Annotated in this window: 17 protein-coding genes and 1 pseudogene; 14 read left to right on the top strand and 4 right to left on the bottom strand. The window is 74.1% G+C overall.

The window, feature by feature from the left end; all coding sequences use genetic code 11:
- The first annotated feature begins 131 nt into the window (after positions 1-131).
- Positions 132-1,469, top strand: coding sequence for a helix-turn-helix domain-containing protein (locus E4U91_RS34265; RefSeq protein ID WP_338326699.1), 1,338 nt, complete (start codon positions 132-134; stop codon positions 1,467-1,469).
- A 68-nt stretch (positions 1,470-1,537) separates the two neighbouring features.
- On the opposite strand, the gene E4U91_RS34260 is transcribed toward E4U91_RS34265, so the two are convergent.
- Positions 1,538-3,064: an alpha/beta hydrolase domain-containing protein gene (locus E4U91_RS34260; protein WP_241678929.1), complete on the bottom strand. Its 1,527-nt coding sequence runs from the start codon at positions 3,062-3,064 to the stop codon at positions 1,538-1,540.
- A 234-nt stretch (positions 3,065-3,298) separates the two neighbouring features.
- Here E4U91_RS34260 and E4U91_RS34255 point away from each other — a divergent pair, with 234 nt between their 5' ends.
- Positions 3,299-3,838: a hypothetical protein gene (locus tag E4U91_RS34255; protein ID WP_137310396.1), complete on the top strand. Its 540-nt coding sequence runs from the start codon at positions 3,299-3,301 to the stop codon at positions 3,836-3,838.
- Positions 3,839-3,914: 76 nt separating this feature from the next.
- On the opposite strand, the gene E4U91_RS34250 is transcribed toward E4U91_RS34255, so the two are convergent.
- Positions 3,915-5,069, bottom strand: coding sequence for a S1 family peptidase (locus tag E4U91_RS34250; protein ID WP_137310395.1), 1,155 nt, complete (start codon positions 5,067-5,069; stop codon positions 3,915-3,917).
- 208 nt (positions 5,070-5,277) lie between these two features.
- Here E4U91_RS34250 and E4U91_RS34245 point away from each other — a divergent pair, with 208 nt between their 5' ends.
- A complete protein-coding gene (locus E4U91_RS34245) occupies positions 5,278-5,775 on the top strand; it encodes a GNAT family N-acetyltransferase (RefSeq protein ID WP_137310394.1) in 498 nt (165 codons plus the stop codon).
- A gap of 43 nt (positions 5,776-5,818) precedes the next feature.
- Here the strand turns inward: E4U91_RS34245 and E4U91_RS34240 are convergent, their stop codons facing one another.
- Together E4U91_RS34240 and E4U91_RS34235 are read right to left on the bottom strand one after the other, a co-directional pair.
- A complete protein-coding gene (locus E4U91_RS34240) occupies positions 5,819-6,448 on the bottom strand; it encodes a TetR/AcrR family transcriptional regulator (protein WP_137310393.1) in 630 nt (209 codons plus the stop codon).
- 272 nt (positions 6,449-6,720) lie between these two features.
- Positions 6,721-10,776, bottom strand: coding sequence for a type I polyketide synthase (locus tag E4U91_RS34235; protein WP_168218222.1), 4,056 nt, complete (start codon positions 10,774-10,776; stop codon positions 6,721-6,723).
- 277 nt (positions 10,777-11,053) lie between these two features.
- Here E4U91_RS34235 and E4U91_RS34230 point away from each other — a divergent pair, with 277 nt between their 5' ends.
- From E4U91_RS34230 to E4U91_RS34180, 11 genes and pseudogenes are all read left to right on the top strand, one after another.
- Positions 11,054-12,013: a LysR family transcriptional regulator gene (locus tag E4U91_RS34230; protein WP_137310391.1), complete on the top strand. Its 960-nt coding sequence runs from the start codon at positions 11,054-11,056 to the stop codon at positions 12,011-12,013.
- Positions 12,010-12,864 (top strand): EamA family transporter, encoded by an 855-nt coding sequence (locus tag E4U91_RS34225; protein WP_137310390.1) that lies wholly within the window; start codon positions 12,010-12,012, stop codon positions 12,862-12,864. Before E4U91_RS34230 ends, E4U91_RS34225 begins: the two co-directional genes overlap by 4 nt.
- A gap of 11 nt (positions 12,865-12,875) precedes the next feature.
- Positions 12,876-13,672: pseudogene (locus E4U91_RS34220) on the top strand (IS5 family transposase).
- Between the two features lie 30 nt (positions 13,673-13,702).
- Positions 13,703-13,900, top strand: coding sequence for a hypothetical protein (locus E4U91_RS34215; RefSeq protein ID WP_137310389.1), 198 nt, complete (start codon positions 13,703-13,705; stop codon positions 13,898-13,900).
- A 146-nt stretch (positions 13,901-14,046) separates the two neighbouring features.
- Positions 14,047-14,508, top strand: coding sequence for a cobalamin B12-binding domain-containing protein (locus E4U91_RS34210; protein WP_137310388.1), 462 nt, complete (start codon positions 14,047-14,049; stop codon positions 14,506-14,508).
- Positions 14,505-17,777, top strand: a complete 3,273-nt coding sequence (locus tag E4U91_RS34205; protein ID WP_241678782.1) for an FAD/NAD(P)-binding protein — start codon at positions 14,505-14,507, stop codon at positions 17,775-17,777. The genes E4U91_RS34210 and E4U91_RS34205 overlap by 4 nt, the downstream gene beginning before the upstream one ends.
- Entirely contained in the window at positions 17,774-20,062 is a 2,289-nt protein-coding gene (locus E4U91_RS34200; protein ID WP_137310387.1) for an AMP-binding protein, read from the top strand. Before E4U91_RS34205 ends, E4U91_RS34200 begins: the two co-directional genes overlap by 4 nt.
- 64 nt (positions 20,063-20,126) lie before the next feature.
- A complete protein-coding gene (locus tag E4U91_RS34195; protein WP_137310386.1) occupies positions 20,127-21,389 on the top strand; it encodes an MFS transporter in 1,263 nt (420 codons plus the stop codon).
- Positions 21,390-21,697: 308 nt separating this feature from the next.
- Positions 21,698-22,048: a hypothetical protein gene (locus tag E4U91_RS38295; protein ID WP_168218221.1), complete on the top strand. Its 351-nt coding sequence runs from the start codon at positions 21,698-21,700 to the stop codon at positions 22,046-22,048.
- 120 nt (positions 22,049-22,168) lie between these two features.
- A complete protein-coding gene (locus E4U91_RS34185) occupies positions 22,169-23,239 on the top strand; it encodes a glycoside hydrolase family 43 protein (RefSeq protein WP_137310384.1) in 1,071 nt (356 codons plus the stop codon).
- Positions 23,240-23,402: 163 nt separating this feature from the next.
- A complete protein-coding gene (locus tag E4U91_RS34180; RefSeq protein ID WP_174867902.1) occupies positions 23,403-24,566 on the top strand; it encodes an AI-2E family transporter in 1,164 nt (387 codons plus the stop codon).
- Positions 24,567-24,602 lie beyond the last annotated feature (36 nt).

The following is a 24,602-nucleotide window of genomic DNA, read 5'->3' as shown; positions in this document are numbered from 1 at the left end:
GCGGCCACCCGGCCCCGGCGCAACGACCTCCGCCCCTTCCGGGACGCTGGAACCATCCCAGCCCGTCTGACGTGCAGGGACATGGGTGCCTGGGATGCGGGATCGCGGGCCGTGAGGGAGGAATGGTGTCGATGCCGGACGAGGTCGGGGAGTTCGCGGCGCTGCTGCGCACGCTGAAGGACCGTACGGACCGCAGCTACGGCTCACTGGCCCGGCGCGTCGGCATGAACACCTCGACCCTGCACCGGCATTGCACGGGCGAGGCCGTACCGCGCGACTTCGCGCCCGTCGAACGCCTCGCGGTCTTCTGCGCGGCGACGCCCCAGGAGCGGCTGCGGCTGCACCGGCTGTGGTTGTCGGCGCTGGCCGCCCGGCAGGGTCCGGACCCGGACGCGCCCACGGAGCCGGAGCCGCCGTCGCCTGCGGAGGAGGCGGAACCAACTCCGGCGGCACACGCGGAGGTTGCCGACGCGGACGCGTCACCTGCCCCGGAGCGCCACTCCGTCGGAACGTCCGAGGTTGCTCCGGCACCGGCCGAGCCCGTCTCCTCCCCCGCCGCCCGCCGTCGGTACCGCCGCCGAGCCGTGCTCGGCTCCGCCGCCGTCGCCTGCGCGTTGCTCGCGACCGTGCTGGGCACCTTCGACCTGTCCGGCGACCACCATCCCGAGGTGGGCGCCCCTCGTTCCCCTGCCCCTCGTTCCCCTGCCGCTCGTACGACCGCCACCCCCGGCGCGCCCCACGCGTCGGCCACGCCGTCGCCGGAGCACGCAGCCCCGAGCGCCACGCCGACCGTCACCCGCGGTGGGCCCACCACCGCGGCCAGGCCCGCCACCGTGCCGCCCCTGACCTGGACCACGGACTCCCTGGTCTGGGACAAGGGCTGCGACCACGACTACGTCATCGACAAGCCGCCCTCCGACGTGCCCCCGCCGCCGGTCGAGCAGGACGCCGGGCTGTGGGCGGCGACGCAGCAGGCGGTGCACGGGCGGCACACGCTGGTGCGGATCACGGTGCAGGGGCGGTCTGCCACGGCCGTGGTCCTCGAAGCGCTCCACGTCCGCGTCGCCGGCCGTGACGCCCCGGCCGCCGGCAACGCCTACGCCATGGGCCAGGGGTGCGGCGGGGACCTCGCGCCCCGCCGGTTCGCGGTGGACCTGGACGTCGACCGTCCCGTCGCCCGTCCGCAGGACGGCTCGGACGTCGGCCGGAGGCTGCCCGCGGTGCGCTTCCCGTACCGCGTCTCCGCCGCGGACCCCGAGGTGCTGCTGGTCGACGCGACGGCCCAGGCCCACGACACGCGCTGGTACCTCGAACTGGACTGGTCCTGCCAGGGCCGCACCGGCACGGTCCGCATCGACGACCACGGCCGCCCCTTCCGGACCACCGGCATCACCGGCCTCCCGCACTACTGGTACGGCACGAACGACGCGGGTGAGCGGGCGTGGGTCCCCGATCACCCGCAGCCCTGAGGACGCCGCTCCACCGACCGCGGCCCCGGACCCGCAGCAGCGCGGGGCCGGGGCCGCGGACAGGCGCGTCAGCCGCCGATGCCCGAGTCCTGTGCGGCCGCGACGATCGCCGTCGCGTCCTCCGGCAGCAGGTAGCCGGCGTCGACGGACCGCTGCGCGGCCGTGCGCACCTTGCCCACGTAGTCGGCGTGGGTCGGGTACAGGCGGCTGAGCACCGGTTCCGCGGTGGGCGGGAACGACGGGTCGGACGGGTCGCCGTCGTCGTGCCGGTCCCAGGCGTCGGCGTCGCCGTTCCAGGGGTCGCGGGCGCCGTACAGGCCGCAGAAGACGCCGCTGTCGGTGGTGTCGCGCAAGCCGGTCAGCGTGCGGGTGGGCACCGTGACGTCCGGCAGCCGGACCCCGCCGGTGGCCAGGCCGGTGGCCGGGTCGCGCAGCACCGTGCTGAGCGGCTGGCCGCTCGGCGGGCGCGGCCCGCCCCGCGCCCAGCCGGCCAAGTGGCGCAGGGCGGTGTTCATCGCCCAGTGGCCGGGTCCGTCGTTGAAGGGCGCCGAACCGGCGGCGCAGTCGGCCGAGGGCGCGGCCGAGCCCGCCGACTTCTCCACGGTGGGCTGACCGAGGTCGTAGGCCCACTGGTCGCCGTGGGCCGTGCCGGCCAGCTCCCAGTGCACGACGCTCGCGGTGTCCGGCTGCCGGGCGACCGCGGCGCCCGGCACGTCGGTCTCGGTGAGCACGACGAACGTCGGCACCGTCAGGTCGGTCCTGATCCGGGACGGGTTCGGCATGAGCAGGGTGTCGGCCAGGACGCCGGTGATCGGAGCGGCGACCGCGCTGTTGCTGTGCACCATGAAGCCGTCGTAGACCTTGGACACCGGCTGGACGGCGTTCGCGTACGTCGTCATGAAGCCGGCCGACTGGGACTCGCCGTCGGCGAGCAGGGTGCGCACGGGGAGGCCGCCGAGCGGGTCGGGTCCACTGGGGGCGCGCAGCGCCCGGCCCGCCTGGGAGAAGATGTCGTAGGCGAAGGCGTCGCCGGGGTGGACCAGGCTGCCGTACCGCGCCGGGTCCCAGCCCTTCAGGCCCTTGATCTCGCCGGCCCCGCCGTTGACGCCGACGGCCTGGGCCGAGACGCCGACCCAGGCGTAGCCCTGGCGCAGCAGCTCGTCGCGCTCGAACCAGTAGTCCGGGGAAAGGTCGATCTGGCCGCTGACGTTGAGCCATTCCACGACCACGGTGCCGTTGAACTTCGCGGGGTCGGCGGGGCGGCGCACCAGCAGACGGCTCTTGTACGCGGCGGTGCCGGACGCGCGGACGTTCCACCGGCCGTCCGACGTCCACAGTCCGGACTTGGCGTACGACGTGGCGGTGCCGGAGAAGAAGTACTCGCTCTCGGTGTAGCCGTACGAGCCGAGGTCCTCCGCCGCGGCGAGGAACGGGAAGCCGTGACTGCCGGCGGGCGGGACGGTGACCGTGGGACCGGCGGCCGCGGCGGTGGCGGCCGCGGCCGGGGTGGCCTGCGGAACGTGGAGCAGGGCGCCGCAGAGCAGCGCCCCCAGCGCGGTGGCGGTGACGGACCGCCGTGACAACAGGGCAGGCATGCGCACGAGGTGCCTCCGTGGGGGAAGGGGGTCTCCGGGGTTGCGCCCGCAGTCTCACCGGACGGCGGCTGCCCTGGCATCGGCGAATCCACCGGTGTCACCGGAGCAATGGCGGCCACCGGTGTCACGGGCGGCCGCGGCTCCCGGTGTCACGGCCGACCGGGGCTCCCGGTGCGCATCCGCGCCGCCTCAGGACGCCCGGGTGAGGGTGGTCCCCAGGGGTACCCGGTGGGCATGATCAAGCGCGCGCTGTGGCAGGGGCTGGTGGCCGGTACCGCCGGAGGTGTCGTGATGACCCTCGGCGAGAAGGCCGAGCAGGCCCTCACCGGCCGGCCCGACTCCCATGTGCCCGCGCGGGTCCTGGAGCGGCTGACCGGTCTGCCCGAACGCCCCGGCAGGCAGCCGCTGCCGGTCAACTGGGCCATGCACTTCGGCCAGGCGGCCCTCCTCGGCGTGCTGCGGTCGGTGATGGCCCAGGCCGGGCTGCGTGGACCGGTCGCCTCCGCGAAGTTCGCCGTCGTCCGCCTCACCAACGACCAGATCCTCGAGAACGCGACCGGTGTCGGCGCCCCGCCGTCCACTTGGCCCCGCAAGGAGCTGGTGGTGGACCTCCTGCACAAGGCCGTCTACGCCTTCGCCACCGGCGCCGTCGCCGACGCCCTGGCCGCGCGTGACGGCCTCGGCCCGGGACAACGCCACGCCGCCGCCCGCCCCGGCCGGCACAGCGACGTGGGCCCGCTGCCGCGCGGTGGCGCCGGGTCCTCCGCCCGGTGAGGAACCGCGCGGCCGCCGCCCCGCCCGGCGACTGACGACGGGGGGCCGGCGTGTGCGCGCCGGCCCCCTGCCGGGGTCACGCCGTGTGCAGGCGCAGGCCGTAGCGGTTCAGGATCTCGTTGATCGGCTGGAACCAGGTCTCCCCGCCGCTGCTGCAGTTGCCCCAGCCGCCGGAGGTGACGCCCTGTGCCTGGTCGCCGGAGATGAACGAGCCGCCGGAGTCACCCGGTTCGGCGCAGACGTTGGTCTTGGTGAGCTGGTGGACGGCGCCCTGGCTGTAGTTGACCGTCTCGTTCTGCGCGAGCACCGTTCCGCAGTGCCAGTGGGTCGTGGAACCGGAGCGGCAGATCGACGCCCCGACGGGGGCCACGTTGGACCCGCGCACCAACTGGTCGGGCACGGTGCCCCAGCCGAGGACCACCGGGACGGTCCACCAGCCGCTGCCCACGCTGACCCAGGAGTAGTCGTTGTCCGGGAAGGAGGAGCCCTGGAAGGTGCCGATGTAGCTGTGGTCCCAGCCGCTCACCCCGGCGCCGGGCTGTCCGCAGTGGCCGGCCGAGACGAACCCGCCCTGCACCGAGAAGCCGATGGAGCAGCGCACGTTGCCGGTGTAGTACGGGTCGCCGCCGACCGTTCCGGCCGCGAACGTGCGCGGGGCGGCCCGCACTTCGCGGACCTGCACCGGGCCGGACTTCAGGGCCTTGGCGACGAACGCCCTGACATCGTTGTCCGTCCGCTGGCCCGCCACGACGTCCACCACCACGCGGTTGGCCCGCGGGTCCACGCGCCAGGCGGCGACGCCCGGGGGCGCGGAGGCGGCGTCGAGGTGCTTCTTGGTGGCGTCCAACTGGGCGGCGGAGTAGTCGGCCCGGCGCACGTCGGCGCCCGCCGCCCGCAGTCCGCCGGTGAGGGACGGATCGGTGGAGGCGACGGTGATCCTGCCCGTCGACGCGTCGAACCAGCTGCCCGCGTAGGAGCTGCCGGCCAGGCTCCTGACGCGCTGGTCCAGGGCGGTCGCCCGCCGTTCGGCGAGCAGGCGGTGCTCGGCCTCGCCCTTGGTGAGGTGCAGGTCGCGCTGCATGGCCTGCAGCAGGCCGGGGGACGGTGCGGTGGCGGCCCGGGTGTCGGCGGGTGCGGCCGGGGCGGCCTGGGCGGTCGGGGAGAGGACGGCGGCGCCGGCTCCGAGGGCGATCAGCACGGCGGCGACGGCGCGCGGTCGTAGGGGACGCATGGAGTGCTTCCTTCCGTTCGCGTGGGGGGGCGCACGCCGGCCGGGGACGGCCGGCGCACTGACGGTGAGAGCGCTCTCAACTCCAGGCCGGAGGTTACGCCGACGGGGTCAACTGGTCCATACCTAGCGCGGGTTGACTCCTGGCCGGGCACACGGGGCGGCGCATTCAGGCCATGCCGTCGCGGCAGGCGCGGCGTAGGGTCGGGGCATGCCCGAACTGATGCCGTTGGCCGCCGGTCACGCCCCGGCGGTCCTCGCGTTCGAGCGCGCGAACCGCGCCTACTTCGCCGCGTCGGTCTCCGACCGCGGGGACGCCTGGTTCGACGCGTTCGCCGAGCGGTTCCGCGCGCTGCTGGCCGAACAGGAGGCCGGCGTCTGCGCCTTCTACCTGCTCCTCGACGAGAACGGTGCGGTCCTGGGCCGGTTCAACCTGTACGACCTCGAGGACGGCGGCGCCGACGTGGGCTACCGGGTCGCGCAGCACGTCGCCGGCCGCGGCGTGGCGACCGCGGCGGTGCGGGAGTTGTGCCGGCTGGCGGCCTCGCGGCACGGGCTGCGCAGGCTGCGGGCGGCCGTCGCCGACACGAACCCCGCGTCCCGGAGGGTGGTGGCCAAGGCCGGTCTCACCGCGGTGGGTCCGGCCGGCCCGGACGCACTCGGCGGCAGGACCGGCACCTGGTACGAGCGCGACCTGGCGTCCCCCTGACACCGGCCGCGCACCGGACGGCTCCCCCGCCCGCGGACGCCCGTCAGCCCCGGACGGTGATGCCGCTCAGCAGCAACTCCAGGGCCTGCTGGAGCTCTTGTTCGAGCCGGCCGTTGGGCTCGGCGTCCGCCTCACGGAACCAGCGGTACAGCGCGCCCAGGTAGATGTCCCGCAGCACGTTCCCCACCTGCTCCGGGAGGACGTCCTCGCGGAACTCCCCGCTGTCCCGGCCCTCTTCGATGACCTCCGCGAACAGCCCGGCGACGTACGGTTCCTCCATGAGCGGCCGGCCGGCCTTCACCCAGGCGATCAGCATCGCGGCGGCGCGCTCGTGCTCCTCCTCGTTGATCCGGCCCAGGATCGTGATGCAGCGGCGCAGCCGGTCCGCGGCACCGATCCGCTCGGGGAACGCGTCCGCCATGATGGCGACCAACCGCTCCCTGCGCCGCTCGCCCCAGGTGCTGATGAGGTCTTCCTTGCGCTGGAAGTGGTTGAAGAAGGTGCCGCGGGCCACGTCGGCGCGTTCGGCGATCTCGTCGACGGACGTCTGCTCGTACCCCCGCTCCGCGAAGAGTTCCAGTGCCGCGGTGTAGAGGCGCTCCTTTATCTTGATCTTGTTCCGCTCGCGGCGCCCCAGGGGCTGTGCCTGGTTCTCGGGTGGGGACGTGTCCATCTCTTCCTCCTGCACGCGCCGGATCAGTAACAGGACGGAGACGTGCGTCGCGGCCGAGTACAGCAGATGCGCGCCTGAGTCGGCAGTGACATGTCGGGTGGACTCCCCTGCGTTCTCGCACTCACCGGTCGCCGGCCGCTCGGGCCCCGGCCCTACACATTCTTATACCACAGTTCATTGATGGTTTACAGTCACCCTTTTATTGAACACCGCACGTGACAGGGCGGCCGACGGACCACGTCGGCGCGCCGGCCGCCCCGTCCCGCCCTGCGTCACGCCGCGGCGGAACCGGTCAGGAGGTCCGCGATCGGCAGCGGCGACAGGAGCCGCCCCACGGGGACGTCGATGCCGTGCTCGGCGAGCAGCCGCTGCCGCAGGTGCGCGGCCATCAGGGAATCCAGCCCGAGCGCGGTCAGCGGGCGGCGGACGTCCACCTGGGACGCGGGCAGCCCGAGGAGGTCGGCGGCGCGGTCGAGCAGCGCCTGCTGGGGTCCGGGCCCCGCGCCGGCCTCGGTCCGGTCCGTGCCTGCCGGCTGAGGAGGCTCCGCGACGGTGAAGGGGGTGGCTGCCGTCGAGGGGCGTTCCCCGGCCTCCGCCGGGTCGTCGTTCCGCGAAGAGACCGCGCCCAGCAGGGCGGAGCCGATGCCGTGCAGGGTCCGGGAGACCACGGGCGGCAGGAGCCGCTCGGTGAGCCAGCCCGCCACCGCCCCGGCGGAGGGCAGCGCGGGACTTGGCACCGGGACCGGGTCCGCGGGGAGCCGCCGCAGTCGTATGCCGGTGAAGGAGGCCAGCTCGCGCCCGTCCGGCGTGTACATCCGGACCTCGGCGAGGGCGGAGTCCGGGCCGTTCGGCGCGCAGGTGCCGACGCTCCAGAAGTTCTCGGGCAGGTCGCCGAGGACACGGACCTCGCCGAACGCCTCGGGGACGTAGAGGTGTCGGACTCGGGTGTCCGGCTCCGCGGCCCGGCGGGCGGAGCCGGAGCCGGGCGCCTCGGGCCAGGTGGAGAGGAGCGGGAGCAGTCCCGCTTCCCAGGCCGCCGGACCCGGCAGCGAGGGGCGCCGGACGCGCGCGACGAACTCGCCGTCCCCGCACCACAGTTGCTCCACCGACCTCAGAGCGGACCCGATGGTGAGGCCGTGCCGTGCGGCCAGTGCCTCGAAGCGGTGGCGCGGCAGGTACGTGGTGCAGCGGGCCAACGCCGCGTCCAGCAGGGCGAGCAGGGCGGTCGCGTCGGCGCCCTCGGCGGCGCCGCCCGTCGTGGCCCGGCCGTCGGCGTGCGGGACGGTCTCGCCCGCACGGGTGGAGGTGACCGACACCGGACGGGTGCCGTCGGGGCCGGGCGCGCCGACCTCGACCGTGAGCGCCGTGGCGGCGGCGTCGCGGGCGTCCAGGACGTGCGGGGACAGCCGTACGTCGCGCAGGACCGGAGTCGCGTCGCCGCAGGCGTCCCGTACCGCGTCGATCGCGGCCAGGAGGTGGACGACGGCCGGAACGGGCGTGCTCCCCCGCACGGTGAGGGCGTCACGCCAGCCGGCGACGGCCGCGCGGTCGGCGAGGGGGACGGTATGCGTGCGGACCTCGGACCCGGGTGCGGGAGGCCGGTGCGCCGAGGTGGCCGGGAGGTAGTCGCGCGTGTCCCAGACGTAGGTGGGCAGGCGCACGCCCGGGGTCGTCGCCCGGTCGAACCAGCGGGTCCAGTCCACGCTCGCGCCCGCCGCGTAGGCCTGTCCGACGGTGCGGGCCAGCGCCTCCGGCTCGTCCTGGCCCCGGCGCAGGGTCGGCACGACGGCACCGCTCGCTCCGTCGGCGCGGAGCGTGTCCCTGATGCCGCCCGACAGCAGGGGGTGCGGGCTGACCTCGACGAAGACGGTGTCGTCCGCCTTCGCCGCCGCCCTGACGGCGCGCGTGAAGTGCACGGGGCCGCACAGGTTCTCCGCCCAGTAGGCGGCGTCGGGTACGGAGCCGCCGTCGGTGCCGACCCGGTCGTGCCCGCGCACGGTGGAGATCATGGGCAGCCCGGGCCGTACGGGGCTGAGGTCGGCGAGCGAGTCCAGCAGGTCCTGGCGGACCTCCTCCATGACCGGCGAGTGGGAGGGCACGTCGACGCGGACCGGGTGGCAGACCACGCCCTGCCGTTCCCACACACCCGTCAGACGCGTCAGTTCCTCGGACGGGCCGGCCAGTACGGTCGACCGCGGCGCGTTCTCCGCCGCGACGCGGACGCCGGGGTGGGCGTCGGTGACGACCTGCTGGGCCTCTTCCGCGGACAGGCCGACGAGCAGCATGCCTCCGCGCCCGGCGACCCGGCTCATGAGCCGGCTGCGGCGGCAGATCACCGCTGCCGCGTCGCGCAGGGTGAGGGCGCCGCTGACGTGGGCGGCGGCCGCTTCCCCCATGCTGTGGCCGATGCACAGGTCGGGCGACAGCCCCGCCTCCCGCAGGGCGGCGGCGAGCGCCACCTCCACGGCCCACAGCAGGGGCTGCACCGTCTGTACGTCGTCGGGGAGCTCGGCGCGGTCGTCGGTCAGCAACTCCAGCGGGGACCAGCCCAGTTCCGCGTGCACGGCCTCCGCGCACCGGGCGAGCGCCTGGCGGAAGGCGGGGGACGCGGCCAGCAGACCGCGCCCCATGCCCTGCCACTGGGAGCCCTGGCCGGGGAACACCAGCGCGGTGCGCCGGTCCGCGCCGAAGCCCGCTTCCCCGGTGCCTCCGTCGGCGATCTCCTCACCTCGCGCCAGGGCCAGCAGCCGGTCGGCCAGCTCCTCGTGCGTCGCGGCCGTCACCCACAGGCGGAAGGGGTGGTGGTCCCGGCGCAGGGCGGCGGCCGCGCACAGGTCGGCCAGGGGGGTGCCGCGTCCCCGGTCGCGCAGGTGGGAGGCGTAGGCGCGGGCCAGGCCGCGCAGGGACGCGGGCGTGCGGGCGGACAGGACGAGCAGCGGCCGCCGCTCGGGGCGCTCGGTGGAGCCCGTGGACTCGGCCACCTCGGCGGCCTCGGCGAACCCGCGGCACGCGGCGACCCCGGTGAACTCGCCCACGATCGCATGGGCGTTGGTGCCGGACAGGCCGAGGGAGCTGACGCCGAGGTGGGCGCGGTCGCCGTTCCTGGTCAGGGGCTCGTTCTCGGTGACCAGCCGGAGCGGGAGCGCTCCCGTGGCGAGCAGCGGGTGGGGGTCGGCGCAGTGCAGGGACGCGGGGATGACGCCGTGCTCGGCCATCAGCACCGCCTTGATCAGCCCGGCCACCCCGGCGGCGGCCTCCGGGTGGCCGATGTTCGTCTTCACCGACCCGACGCGTAGCGGGCGGGCGGCGTCCCGGTCGTGGTTGACCGAGGCGAGCGCGGCCAGTTCGACACCGTCGCCGACCGGCGTGCCGGTGCCGTGCGCCTCCACGTAGTCGACCTGCGCGGGCGAGATGCCCGCCGCCGCGCAGGCCTCCTCGATCGCGGCGACCTGGCCGGACTCGGCGGGCTTGAGCAGCAGCCCGCTGCCCCTGCCGTCGTTGCCGACGGCGGTGCCCAGCAGGAGCGCGCGCACCGGGTCGCCGTCGCGCAGGGCGTCGGACAGCCGCTTGAGCACCACCAGGCCGACGCCCTCACTGCGGACGAAGCCGTCCCCCGAGGCGTCGCCGAACTTGCACCGCCCGTCCGCCGAGAGCATGCCGCTCTGCGAGTACACGAGGGCGTCCCGCGGCGAGAGGATGACGTTGACGCCGCCCGCGAGGGCCAGGTCGCTCTCCCCGGTGAGCAGGCTCTGCCGTGCGGCGTGGACGGCGACCAGGGACGACGAGCAGGCGGTGTCCAGGACGACGCTCGGGCCGCGGAGGTCGAGCGCGTAGGAGACGCGGCCCGCGGTGACGGCCCGTAACCTCCGGCCCGCGGCCCCCCGTACGGTGGTGCGTCCGTCGCGGGGCTGGTGGACCTCGTCGTAGTCGGCGGTGGCCTGGCCGACGAACACACCGGTGCGCGAGCCGGCGAGGGCCGACGGCCTCAGGCCCGCGTCCTCGAGCGACTCCCACGCGACCTGCAGCACCAGGCGCTGCTGGGGATCCATGTCGGCGGCCTCCGCGGGTGAGATGCCGAAGAAGCCGGCGTCGAACCCGTACGCGTCGGTGAGGAACCCACCGTGGCGGGAAACGGTCCGGCCCGGTTCCCGCCGGTCGACCGAGCAGTGCTCGGTGATGTCGAACCGGTCGGCCGGCACGACGGTCACGCTGTCGGTCCCGGACACGAGCCGGTCCCAGAACTCCTGCGGGCCGTTCGCTCCCGGGAATGCGCAGCCCATCCCCACCACGGCCACCGCGGTTCGTTCGGTCGTACGCGAAGCGCGCACGGCTTTCCCCCTTCTGTCGGGCATGGAGGAGACCGGCCTCCCCCGTGTCTGCGCAGCGGAGGGCGCGGCCCACTCGCTGCAGTCGGATACAAACATACACTCGGGACCAACTTTGTCTTCCGAGTTAAGTAAATCTTTGCCCACGTTCCCCGGGTGGGACTTTGATGCACTTGAGTACATGATTGAGGTTTGATCTAATCTTGGCTCAACATCCTCGTTTCGAGGCGGACGGGTCGGCACAACGCCCCCGGGGGACCGACCGGAAGGAGACCGCACCGTGGACGTCCAACGACTGGAAACGTTCGTGACCGTGGCCCGGAGCAACACACTCGCCGAGGCCGCGGACCGGCTCGGCTACGCGCGATCGACCGTCACCAGCCACTTACAGGGGCTCGAACGGGCCCTGGGTGCCTCACTGCTGGAGCGGGGGGCGGCCGTGAACCGGCTCACCAAGGCGGGCGCCCGCTTCCTCGAGTACGCCACCGACATCCTCGACAAACTGGCGCAGGCGCAGGCGGCGGTGGCCGCCGCGGCGGAGGACCGCCCCGGCAGCCTGAGCATCGGCGCGACGGCGTCGCTGTGCACCTACCGGCTGCCCGGCTTCCTGCGCACCCTGCGCCGGCTCATGCCCCACCTGGAGACGCAGGTGTTCGTCGGCTCGGTGGCCGAGCTGCGGGACCAAGTCGGCCGGGGCGAGCTGTCCGCCGCCCTCGTCAACTCGGCCACCGTTCCCCCGGCGCACCCGTCGACCGTGCCCCCGGCCGACCGGCCGGCCGGGGAGGGCGACCGCCGACACCTGTGGACCGACCAGGTCGTCGTGGTCGGCGCGCCCGAACAGGTGGCCCGTCCCCAGCGGCTGCTGGTCACCGCACCGGGCTGCGTCTACCGCGACATCGCCGAGCGGCAGGCTCTCCCCCGCCTGGGGCGCGTCCGGGTCCAGCAGGTGGGCAGCGTGGACGGGGTCAAGTCGTCGGTGCTGGGCGGCATGGGCGTGGGCGTGGTGCCGGCCGTCGCGGTCGGACCGCAGCTGCAGTCGGGGCAGTTGGTGGAGCTGCCGCTGCCGACGCTGTCCCCGGTGATGACCGAACTGATCTGGAACGCCGAGGTCACTCCCGCGCACGTGGTCCCGCACCTGCAACGGCTGCGCCCACCGCAGCCCCTGCCGCCCACCGCGCCGCGGGACCTCCCCTCCGCCCGGCCGCGTCCCGAGTACGTCACGACCGGTACCGTGAGTTGAGGCGGGAAACTTCCGGCGCGGACTCCCCCGACGCCGACTTCCTGGACGCGCAAGGCACCCTCGACGCCGACCCTTTGGACGCCCAGCCCCGCCGGTCCGGCGCCTCCGGCTGTCTCATGGTCGTCACCGCGTGTGTGCTCTTCGGCCTGAGCGGCACCGCCTCGCGCCACGTCATCGACCGGGGCGTCAGCGCGGTCACCGTGACCGAGTTCCGCATGCTGTTCGGTTTCCTGAGCCTGTTCGCCGGCCTGTGCCTCGCCCGCCGCGACCTGCTGCGCCTGCCGTGGCGCAGCCTGCCGCGGGTGGCGGTCTTCGGTCTGGCCCTGGCCGCGCTCATCTACTGCTACTCGATGGCGATAGCCCGGCTGCCGCTGGCCATCGCGCTGGTGCTGCAGTACAGCGCCGCCGCCTGGCTGACCGCCGCCGACGCCGTGCGCCGGCGCGGACGCCCGCCCACCAGCGTCCTGGTGGCCCTGCCCCTCACGCTCGGCGGTGTCGTCCTGATGGTCGGGGTGGGCGGTGCGCAGCTGAGCCACCTCGACCCCCTCGGTCTCGTCTTCGGGCTGGCCACCGCCGCCTCCTACATCCTGTACCTCGTGTGCGGGCGCTCCCTCGGCGGTGCCGTGCCGGCCGGCACCTCCACCCTGTACGGCTCGCTCGTCGCCGCCCTCGCGTGGTGCTGCGTGCAGCCTCCGTGGCGCATCGGGAGCAGCGCGTGGGAGCCGCGCGCCCTCGTGCCGCTCGTCCTGATCGGTGTCCTCGGCATGGCCGCTCCCTTCGCGCTCGTGCTGAGTGCGGTACGCGTCCTAGGGGGTGTCTTTCCGATCATCCGATCGTTGGGCTGGTCGTGAGGGATGGGGAGATGACTGACGCCGCGTGGGCGGTGATCGAGCCGTTGTTGCCGCCTGCGGGTCGTGCCCGGGGCAGGTGGCGGGATCACCGCCAGGTGCTGGAGGGCATTGTGTTCAAGTTCCGTACCGGGGTGCCCTGGAGGGATCTGCCGGAGCGGTTCGGGCCCTGGCAGACCGTGCACGGACGTTTCGCCCGCTGGGCTGCCGACGGAACCTTCGACCGGCTTCTGGCCGCGGCCCGGCAGCGGGCGGAGGTGGACTGGCTGGTCGCGCTGGACTCCACGATCGTGCGGGCCCATCAGCACACCGCGGCCAAAGGGGGCTCGAGGAACGCGGCCTCGGACGCTCCCGAGGCGGGCTGACCACCAAGATCCACCTGGCCTGCGACGGGCGGGGCCGCCCCCTGGCGTTCACGGTCACAGCCGGCACCCGCAACGACTGCACCCAGGCCGAGACGGTCATCGACAAGATCCGCGTCACCCGGCCCGGGCCGGGACGGCCTCGCGTCCGCCCGGAGCGGGTGGTTGCCGACAAGGGCTACTCGGCCCGGACCTTCCGCGCCTACCTGCGCAGACGCGGCATCAAAGCGACCATCCCCGAACGCGTCGACCAGCTCGCGGGCCGACGCCGTCGCCGCGAACGGCCCTGTGGCTTCGACCGAGCCGTCTACCGGCGCCGCAACGTCGTTGAGCGCTGCTTCCACCGCCTCAAGCAGTGGCGCGGCATCGCCACCCGCTACGAGAAACAGCCCGGCCGCTACCTCGCCGCCATCACCCTGGCCAGCACACTCATCTGGCTCCAGACGTGATCGACAAGACGCTGCCTAGGGCCGACGCGCGTGAGCATGCTCGGCACCTTCGAGATCGTCGCCACCAGCGTCGTCGCCTACCTGTGGCTCGGCCAGGCGCTGACGCTCCCGCAGTGCTGCGGCGCGCTGCTGGTCATCGCCGGTGTGGCCGTCTGCGGACGCCGCTCCCCCGACGGGGAACCGGCGGAGCCGTCGGCGCCGCCCCGGCCGGACACGCTCCGAGCCTAGTGCGCCGGACGGCCCGCGGACCGGGCCGGTACGGCATCCCCGAACCGCGGTTCACGACTGCCGAATCGGTCTGGGCCGCGACCCCGGAACCAGAGATCTTCGATGTGCCGCGGCAGACCGCGGACCCTCGACAGGAGGTCTTCCTCGTGCGTCCCATCCAGTCCAGAGCGAAACGCATCCTGCTCTCGACGGTCTCGTCCGACTCCCACACCTGGAACCTGGTGTTCCTCCAACTGCTGCTGGAAGAGCGCGGCTACGAGGTGGTCAACCTCGGCCCGTGCGTGCCCGACGCCGAACTGGTCGAGCAGGTACGCGTCCAGCGGCCCGACGCCGTCGTCATCTCCTCGGTGAACGGGCACGGCCACATCGACGGCCGCCGGCTCATCAGGACGCTGCGCGCGGACGGCGACCCGTCCCTGGCCTCGGTTCCGGTCATGATCGGCGGCAAGCTGGGCATCCAGGGGGCGGCCCAGCCCCACCTCGCCGACGAGCTGGTCGCGGAGGGCTTCGACGCCGTCTTCACGGACGGCGCGGACCCGGCCGAGTTCGGCACCGCGCTGCGGCGGATGACGGGACAGCGCCCCGGGATCACCGGAGTCGCCGCATGAGCGGCATACGCGCCCAGGGCGCCTCCGTGCCTTCCCAGGGCGTCCGCGCCGCGTCCGGCAGCGCCCCCGCCGCGTCCGCGGCCACCCCCGACATGCAGACCTACGTGGAACAGGCGGCTCGCACCGGCCAGTTGGTCGTACAGCCCCGGATGGGCATGTCGGACCCGCGGAGCATGGCCGACGGCCTGGCGGCCGTCGCGGCCGCCCGTGCCAGGACGCTCGCCACCCTCACCATCGACTCCTACACCCGGGTCGAGGACATCGCCGGCGCGGAGGCGGCCCTGGCGGCGGGCCGCGCGCTGAACGGGTTCCCGCTCGTCAACCACGGGCCGCGGCTGACCGCCGAGGTCGCCCGCGCCGCCGACGGCATCCCGGTCCAGGTGCGGCACGGCTCCGCGCGGCCCGCCCACATCTTCGACGCGATGGTGGCGGCGGGCCTGTCCGCCTCGGAGGGCGGCCCCGTCTCCTACTGCCTGCCCTACTCCCGGCTCCCGCTCGCCGAGGCGGTGCCCGCCTGGACCGACGCGACCCAGCAGCTCGCCGACCGGGCCGCCGACCAGGGTCTGCGGGCCCACCTGGAGACCTTCGGCGGCTGCATGCTCGGCCAGATGTGCCCGCCCTCGCTGCTGGTGGCGATCAGCGTGCTGGAGGCGATGTTCTTCGCCCGCAACGGGATCACCTCCGTCTCGCTGTCGTACGCCCAGCAGACCAACGCGGTCCAGGACGTCGAGGCGCTGGCCGCCCTGCACCACCTCGCGGAGCTCTTCCTGCCGACCCACGTCGCACGGCACGTCGTGCTGTACACCTACATGGGGGTCTACCCCGCCACCGAGGCCGGGGCGGAACTGCTCCTGGACTCCTCGGCGCAGCTCGCCGTGCGCGGCGGCGCACAGCGGCTGATCGTCAAGACGGTCGCCGAGGCCCACCGCATCCCCACCGTCGCCGAGAACATCGCGGCGCTGGAGCGGGCGGCCCGGGTGTCCCGCGAGGCCCTGCGCGACGACTGCCCCCTGCCGTGGGCCCGCCAGGCCGACTACGAGACGGTCTACAGCGAGGCGCTGCGGCTCATCACCGCCGTGCTCGACCACGGCTCCGACATCGGCACGGGCCTGCGCGCCGCCTTCGCCGACGGCACGCTCGACGTGCCGTTCTGCCTGCACCGCGACAACGCGGGCGCGGCACGGGGCGCGATCGGTGACGACGGCCGGCTCGTCTGGGCCGCCACCGGCGCCATGCCCCTGCCCGCCCCGAAGGGCACCCACCACGTGGTCACCTCCAGTCGGCTGCTGAGCATGCTGCGCTTCACCGCCGACGCCCACGACCGGTCGGCGGAGCTCCTCACCCGCACTCGCGCACGGGTCACCGCCCCGCACCGGGTCGCGGTCGTCGGCTCCGGCCCGCGCGGTCTCGCCGTCGTCGAACGCCTCGTGGCCCGGCTGCGGGACGAGGCACCGGACCGTGCGGTGGAGATCGTCCTCATCGACAAGGACGAGGTCGGCGCCGGCCGCGTCTGGCGCAGCGACCAGAACCCCGTCTTCCTGATGAACACCGCCTGCGGCGAGGTGACCATGTTCTCCGGTCCCGCCGACGACGGTCCCGCCCGGGCCGGGGCGGGCCCGACGCTGGCCCAGTGGTGGGCCGCCACCGAGGACCCCTGCTACCCGGGCCCCAACGCCTACGCGCCCCGCGCCCTGTACGGCGCGTACCTCGGGTTCTTCCTCCAGGCGGTGCAGGACTCCCTCCCCGCCGGTGCGACGCTGCGCCGGCACACCGGACACGTCACCGCGATGCAACGCAACGGCGCCGCATGGCAGTTGCGCTGCGCCGACGGTGAACTGATCGACGCCGACCGGGTCGTCCTGGCCACCGGCCACCCGCTGACCGAACTGTCGCCGGACCAGGCCCGCTTCGCGGACTTCGCCGCGCGCGACCCGCGACGGGAGTACGTCCGAGGCGACAGCGCCGCCGACATGCCGCTGGAGCGCATCGCGCCCGGCAGCCACGTGGCGGTGCTCGGCATGGGGCTGACGTTCTACGACGTCGTCGCCGCCCTGACCTCCGGGCGCGGCGGCCGGTTCCGCGAGGGCCAGGACGGCACGCTGCGGTACCTGCCCTCCGGCCTCGAACCCGTCCTGGTGGCCGGCTCACGGTCCGGGGTGCCGCTGCCTGCCCGTGGCCGCAACCAGAAGGGTCCGCTGTGGCGTTACCCGGCGCGGCTGTTCACCCCGCAGCGGATCGCGGCCCTGCGCGCCCCCGGCCGTCCCCTCGACTTCCGTACACAGGTCTGGCCGTGGCTGCACGCCGAGATGCACCTGGTCTACTACGGGACCGAGGTGCGCGCCCGGCTCGGGGACCGCGCGGAGCAGGAGTTCCTGGCCCGCGCCACCTCCCTGGTCGAGGCCGGGGCGGCCGAAGCGGCCGACGAGGTGGTCCGCACCGCGGCCGCGCGGCTCGGCGTCGACGGTCTGCCGCCGCTGGACGTCGACGCCCTGGCGCGTCCCTTCGCCGGCCGCGGTTTCGCCGGCCCGGCCGCGTTCCACGCCGCGCTGCGGGAGGTGATCGACGACGACCTGCGCCACGCCGGTCTGGGCAACCACGACGGGCCCCGCAAGGCGGCGCTGGACGTCCTGCGCGACGTCCGGGGCACCATCCGGCGCGCAGTCGACTTCGACGGGCTGACCGCCGCGTCGCACCGGGACGACTTCCTCGGCTGGTTCGCGCCGCTCAGCTCCTTCCTGGCCGCGGGTCCGCCCGCGCAGCGGCTGCGCCAGACCCGCGCCCTGCTCGACGCGGGCGTCCTGCGGGTCGTCGGCCCGTCGGCCGAGTTCGCCGCCGACGAGGAGGGCGGTCACTTCACCGTCCGCTCCCGTCAGGTCGACGGCTCCCTGCACCACTGCGAGGCCCTCGTCGACGCCCGCATCCCCGCACCCGACCTCGACCGCGACACGGCGCCGCTCACCCGGCACCTGCGCGCCACCGGCCTGTGGACACCCTGGACCAACCACCGGGGCGACGGCGGTCCGCTCACCGGGGGCGTGGCCACGACGACCGTGCCGTATAGGCCCGTGACCGCGGCGGGCACACCCGCCGACGGGGTGTACGTCCTGGGCATCCCCTCCGAGGGACAGCGCTGGTTCATGCAGGTGGGGTCCGCGCGGCCCGGTCCCTGGACCGACTTCACCGGCGACGCCGACGCCATCGCCCGGGACGCGCTCGCGGCGCTCCCCCGGCCGGCCACCGCCCGGACGCTGGAAGGAGCCCGCGCATGACGACGGCCCGAGACCACCGCGACCCGGCCCGCTCCGAGCACGGCCCCGCCGCTGCCCACTGGACCCACCGCCGTACCCCTGCCCACGCCGCGTTCCGGCGCGGCCGGGACCTCTTGCTGGACCTGCGCGCCGACCACGAGGCCGCCCGCCGGGCCTTCACCTGGCCCCGCATGACCCACTTCAACTGGGCGCTGGAGTGGTTCGACGTGATCGCCCGGGACAACCGGCGCACCGCCCTCGAACTGATCGGGCCCGACGGCCGGGACCAGCGCATCTCCTACCAGGACCTGGCCACCCGCTCCGACCAGCTCGCCCACTGGCTCACCCGCACCGGCGTCCGGCGCGGCGACCGCGTGCTCATCGTGCTCGGCGCCCAGGTCGAGCTGTGGGAGACGCTCCTCGCGTGCCTCAAGACCGGCGCCGTGGCCATCCCCACGTACACCTCCCTGACCCGCTCCGAAGCCGCCGACCGGATCGGGCGGGGCCGGGTCCGCCACGTGATCTGCCGCAGCGAGCTCGCGCCCCTCGTGCCCCCGCACGCACCCGGCCCGCACACCCCGCTGACGCGCATCGCGGTCGGCGCGCCCGTCGCCGGCTGGCACGCCTACGACGACTCCTACCAGGTCTCCGCCTCCTACCTGCCGACCGGCCCGACCCCCGCCTCGGACACGGCGTTCGCCTACTTCACCTCCGGCACCACCTCGGCGCCGAAGCTGGTCGTCCACACCCACGCGTCGTACCCGGTGGGACACCTGTCCTCGATGTACTTCAACGGCCTGATCCCCGGCGACCGGCACGTCAACGTCTCGGAGCCCGGCTGGGCCAAGCACTCCTGGTCCAGCTTCTTCGTGCCCTTCACCGCCGAGGCGACCCTGATCGTCCCGCCGGCCGAGCCCGTCGACTCCGGGCACCTGCCGCGGCTCCTCGAGGAACGCGGCATCACCAGCCTGTGCGCTCCCCCGGCCCAGTGGACGCGGCTCGCCGCGCACGCCTCGACCGCCCAGCCCCGGCTGCGCGAGGCCACCACCGCGGGCGAACCGCTCGCCCAGCACGTCAGCGAGGTCATCGCGGCCGAGTGGGGCGTGACCGTCCGCGAGGGGTACGGGCAGACCGAGACGACGGCGCTCGTCGGCACCACCCCGGGACTGCCGCACAAGCCGGGCTGGCTCGGAAAGCCGCTGCCCGGCTGGGACCTCAGCGTCCGCGACGAGCAGCTGTACGTCGAACTCGCCGACGCGCCCGTCGGGTTGATGGCCGGCTACGACGACGACCCCGGGCGCACCCGGCAGGTCCTCGGCACCGACCGGTACGCGACGGGCGACTCGGCCGTCCTCGCGTCCGACGGGTACGTACGGCTGTTGGGACGCAGCGACGACGTGTTCAAGTCGGGCGGGCACCGGGTGTCCCCGTACGAGCTCGAGGCGATCCTGCGCACCCACCCGGCCGTCCGTGCGGCCGCCGTGGTTCCCGTGCCGCACCCCACGCTGACGCTCGCCGCGCACGCCGTGGTCGAACGCGAGCCCGGCGCCGACGCCACGCAGGCGGACCTCCTGGACCACGTCGACCTCCACGTCACCCGCGCCCTGCGCGTGCACAGCGTCTCCTTCACCGACGTGCTGCCCCGCACCACGTCGGGCAAGATCCGCCGCTCGGAGGTCGGCGCGGACCTGCGCACCACCGGAGCAGGCCCCGCACCCGGCCGCCTCCACGCAGAACACGACGCTCCCTCACCGCACTTCGAGCACGCCCCGCACGCCGAGCAGCCCGAACCCTCCGCGCCCGCTGCGCTCTCTGCGCCCGCTGCGCCCTCCGAGCCGAAAGGCAGCCCCATGACCGTGACCGCCCCCACGCCCCGGCGCCGTGACGTCCTGGTCGTCCGCGACCTCCTGAACGGCACGGCCCTCGACCGGCTCACCTGGCAGGCCTACGTCCAGCCCGGCCGCCAGGCGGTCGACGTGCACTGGCTCTACACCGCGGAGGAGACCGGCCCCGACGGCGCCGAGGCCTACCTCGCGCGCTTCGGCGCCGGCGCGCACGGAGACCTCCACCGCCACCTCGGCTACGAGCTGATCGTCGTCGTGGACGGCGAACTGCGCAACGACAACGGGGACGTCTACGGCCCCGGCTGCCTCGTCCTGGAGAAGCCGGGCAGCGTGCACCGGGTCAGCAGCCAGCACGGCTGCACCCTGCTGGTGATCCGGGAGAAGCGCACCGAGCCCCTGCTGCCGGGCGAACTCCCCGACACCGGACTCGCCTTGGACGGCGCACCGGTCGCCACCTCCTGAGCCGCCCCTCGCGGGCCCCCGTTCCCCCCTCCGCACACCCTTGAGCAGAAAGCGCCCCAAGACCATGTCCCAGCAGATCACGACGGCACCGGTCGCCCGCGCGGCGGTCCCGCTCCCCGTCGGCAGGTCGGGCAAGACCCACTCCCCCCACTACAAGTGGGGCATCCTCGGCATCGGCATCATCGCCCAGGCGGCCTTCAGCGCGGCTTTCCAGGGGATCCCCATGGCCAGCGCGGTTCTCCAGTCCGACTACCACTACTCCACCGGCCAACTCGGCGTCGTCCTGGCCGCCTTGACCTGTGGGGCGGCGGTCACCGAGATCGTCTGGGGGCTGCTCACCGACCGGTTCGGCGAGCGGGCCGTGCTGGTCACCGGCCTGGCGGGCACCACCGTGAGCCTCGCCGCCGCCACCGCGTTCCTCGTGCCCACGGGTGGGTACACCCCGCCGTCCTGGCTGCTGTCCGCCGTCCTGCTGCTCGCCGGCGCGCTCGGCGGCTGCGTGAACAGCGCCTCCGGCCGGGCCGTCCTGGGCTGGTTCCCGCCGGGCAACCACGGCTTCGCCATCAGTCTGCGGGTCGCGGCCGTCCCCCTCGGCGGTGCGATCGGTGCGCTCGCCCTGCCCGCCCTCGCCCTGAGCGTCGGCTTCCGGGGCGTGTTCGGCTTCCTGACCGCGTTCGCGCTCGCCGCCACCGTCGCCATCGTGTGCTGGCTGGACGAGCCGCCGCTGCCGTCCGCGGGGCACCGGAACACCACCGTCAGCCCGCTGCGCCGCTGGAAGATCTGGCGGATCTCGCTGAGCGCCTTCCTGCTCGACTTCCCGCAGTTCACCGTCCTGTCGTTCGCCGCGATCTACCTGCACCGGGAGCACGGCATCGGCCTCACCGCCATCTCCGGCCTGCTGTTCGCCGTCCAGGCGCTGGGCGCCGTCTCCCGGGTGTGGAGCGGGCGTTGGACGGACAGCCGGGGCGGCCGGCACCGTCGTGGCATCGTCATCGTCTACAGCTGGGTCATCGCCGCCTGCTTCGTCGGACTCGCGCTGTGCGGGCCCGGGCCCGCGTGGATCGCGGCCGCGCTGATGGTGGTGGCCGGTCTGCTCTCCTGCGGGTGGCACGGCGTGCACTACGCCGAGATCGCGATCATGGCGGGCAAGGAGCGCTCCGGGACGGCCCTCGGGCTGGAGAACACGATGGTGTTCGCCGGTGCCTTCCTCACTCCGCTCGTCATCCCCGGGATCCTCGCGGCCACGTCCTGGTCCGTGGTCATGCTCCTGGTCGGGGCCGTGCCCGCCGTGCTGTCCGCGGTGGTCATGCCCCGCGAGGGCAGGTAACCGCGACAATCCGACGCCGGGTCCGCTTGCAAGAGGTGGACGACGCGAACACCGGCGCAGGGCCGCCACCTGGCTACATGCCAGAGGGCGGCCCTGCGGTGATTGCAATAGTTGAACAATGGCTTGGGCGCAGTGACCCGTCCGGAGACGAACCGCCCAGGCGGGAGCCCTCCCCTGCTGCAAGGACTGTTCTGTCCCGAACCGGCCGCCGTCCTTGCCGTGGATGCCGTACGCCTGCGAGGTTCACTTCTCGAACGCACGCCCCTTGCGTTCCGAAGTCAGCCGACGCCCCGACTGCGAGGTCATCCATGCTCACCCGGACGCACCGCATCCGCGCCCTCACGGCCGCTGCCTCCACCGTGGCCCTGTGCGGCCTCCCGCTCCTCTCCGCGGCCCCGGCCTCCGCCGCGCCCCTGCCCACGGCACCGCCGGCCCCCTCCTGCGTCGCCCTGTACGAGAGCTGGCGCTACGTCACCGCCTCCAACGACTGCGCCACCGCCCACCAGGTCCAGGTGGTCTACCAGGACGGCGCGACCGGCCTGTGCCACGCACTCGCCCCGGGGACCCAGACCACCGTCGGCGAGGGTTACTTCGGCCGGCACGGCCACGTCGACCACCTGGCCCTGTGCGAACCGTACGAGGCGCAGACCGGGCCGTGAGGCCGACAGGCGGTCGTACCACGACCGCCGCCGCACAATCTTGACATGTTCACTCCCTATCACGAAGCTGAGGACAAGCCTTTGCATCGATGTAAAGCGTGACGCCGACGGGACGGGACGATGAACGCATACCGATGTCTGCGGAGCACCGCGGCCCTGCTGCTGGCCGGTGTGCTCACCGCCGTGCTGGCCCTGACGTCCGCCGAGCCCGCCCGGGCCGGCCAGACCGGCCTGCGGGCCGCCGACCCGAGCGTGCTGCGGGTCGGCGGGACCTACGTCTCGGTGCAGTCCGTCGGCGACGGCATCGCCGTGCGGCAGGCGTCCTCGACGGACGGGCTTGCCTCCGCGGCCGCCCGCCGGGTCTGGTCGGACACGGGCAATCTCGGCGAGGTCTGGGCCCCGGAGATCGTGCGGGACGGCGGCCGTTACTACATCTACTTCACGGCCGGGCGCGGACCGGCCCACCGGATGTACGTCATCAGCTCCGTCGGCGCGGACAGCGGCTACACCGCCGCGAGCAGGCTGGCCCTGCCGGACGACAAGTGGGCCATCGACGGGTCCCTGTTCACCTTCAACGGGCAGCGCTGGTTCGTGTGGTCCGGCTGGGCCGGTGACACGAACGTCGAGCAGAACCTCTACATCGCGCGGATGAGCAGCCCCACGACCCCCACCGGAGCGCGGTACGTCATCTCGCAGCCGCGTGAGCCCTGGGAGCGCGTGGTCGGCAACCCGTACATCAACGAGGGCCCCGAACCCATCAGGGACCCCAATGGGCAATTGCACGTCGTGTACTCCGCCAACGGCAGCTGGAGCGACCAGTACTGCCTGGCCGACCTGCGGCTGCGGGCCGGCGGCGACCCGACGTACGTCTGGGACTGGTACAAGTCCAACGGCTGCCTCTTCGGCTCCCACCGCGCCACGATGATGGCGGGCTGGGACCCCACCCTGTACGTCGACGGGCCCGGCCACCACACCTTCGTCCTGCTCGACGGCGACATCGGCACCAGCCCGCCCGCGGGCCCGCGCTTCCCGCTGATGTACCACGCGGTGCCGAAGGGCACGCCGTACGCCTGGGAGAACCGGTACTGGTACACCGGCACGTTCGCCTGGTGGGGCGGGACCACCTACAGCCGCGCCAACGTGCCCGGAGCGAACACGAACACCGGCTGGAGCCTCAAGTTCTTCGAGTAGGGACCCGGCGTCCTCCGACAGCCCGGGGCGTCGTCACGCCACCCGCATGAGCCCACCGAGCGGGTGCCCCGCACGGCGTTGCGGCCCGTTCCCCGCTTCGATCGTGCATACGGTGCTCCGCGGGTGACCGGTCCCGCGGGGAACGAAAGAGGCGTACGGCGTGGTGGCGAAAACGAGTCGCGGGACGGCCGGCGGGGCACGCGGGCGCCGCGGGGGCGGCCGCACGGTGCCGGGCGGCCGCCCCGCGCACCCCGTACGGCTCCCGCCGCGCCGCCCAGCCCCCGCGGGCGACCGGACCGGGCCGTTCCTGCGTTCCGCCGCCGCCCACGCCTGGCGGCTGATCGTCGTCGGCATCGTCGTCTACGGCCTCTTCGTGGTCCTGGGCCGCTTCCAGACCATCGCCGTGGCCCTGTTCCTCGCCCTGGTCATCACGTCGGTCCTGCGCCCGGCCACCGACCTGCTGGCCCGCCTGGTGCCCCGGCCGCTCGCCGTCGCGCTCGCGCTCGTCGGCAGCATCGTCGTCCTGCTCGGGCTGCTCGCCCTGGTGGGCGACGCGGTGGCCAACGAGTCCTCGACGCTGGCGGACGAGTTCCGCAACGGCGTGCACCGCATCGAAGTGTGGCTCCAGCGCCCGCCGTTCCGGCTGAGCCGGCAGAAACTGTCCGACCTCCAGGACCAGATCGTCCACTACTTCTCCGCCCACCGGGCGGGACTCCTCAGCAGCGCCGTCAGCGGCCTCGGCCGCGCCGTGGAGTTCGTCACGGGGGGCGCGCTCGCCCTCTTCGCCTCGGTCTTCTTCCTGCACTCCGGCGAGCGGCTGTGGACCTGGTCGCGCGACGAGGTCGTGCCCGGCCGCGCACGGCCGGGCTGGGACCGGGCGGGCCGGGCGGCCTGGCGGGCCTTCGCCGGGTACACGCGGGGCATCATCATCGTGGCCTCCACCAATGCCGTGATCGTCGGCATCGCCCTGCTGGTCCTGGAGGTGCCGCTGGCGCTGCCGCTCGCCCTGCTGGAGTTCTTCGCCGCCTTCGTGCCACTCATCGGCTCGCCGGTCGCGCTCGGGGTCGCCACGGTGGTGGCGCTGGCCGGGCGGGGCCCCGCCATCGCGCTCGTCGTGCTGGCGCTCATCGTGATCGTCGGCCAGCTGGAGGGGCACGTGCTGCACCCCCTGGTGATGGGCTGGGCGGTCCGTCTGCACCCGCTCGTCGTGGCCGTGTCCGTCCTCGCGGGCGGCACCGTGGCGGGCGTGATCGGCGCGGTCGTCGCGGTGCCCTTCGTGTCGGTCGCCTGGGCGGTGTTCCGTGCCCTGCGGCCGGCGCCGACCTGACGTACCCGAGCCGGTGCCGTCGTCGAAGGGAAGCCG

Source organism: Streptomyces lasalocidi, assembly GCF_005280215.1.
GTDB lineage: Bacteria > Actinomycetota > Actinomycetes > Streptomycetales > Streptomycetaceae > Streptomyces > Streptomyces longwoodensis.
Note: the sequence above shows the minus strand (reverse complement) of the source record. Positions and strands in the feature narration are given on the sequence as shown.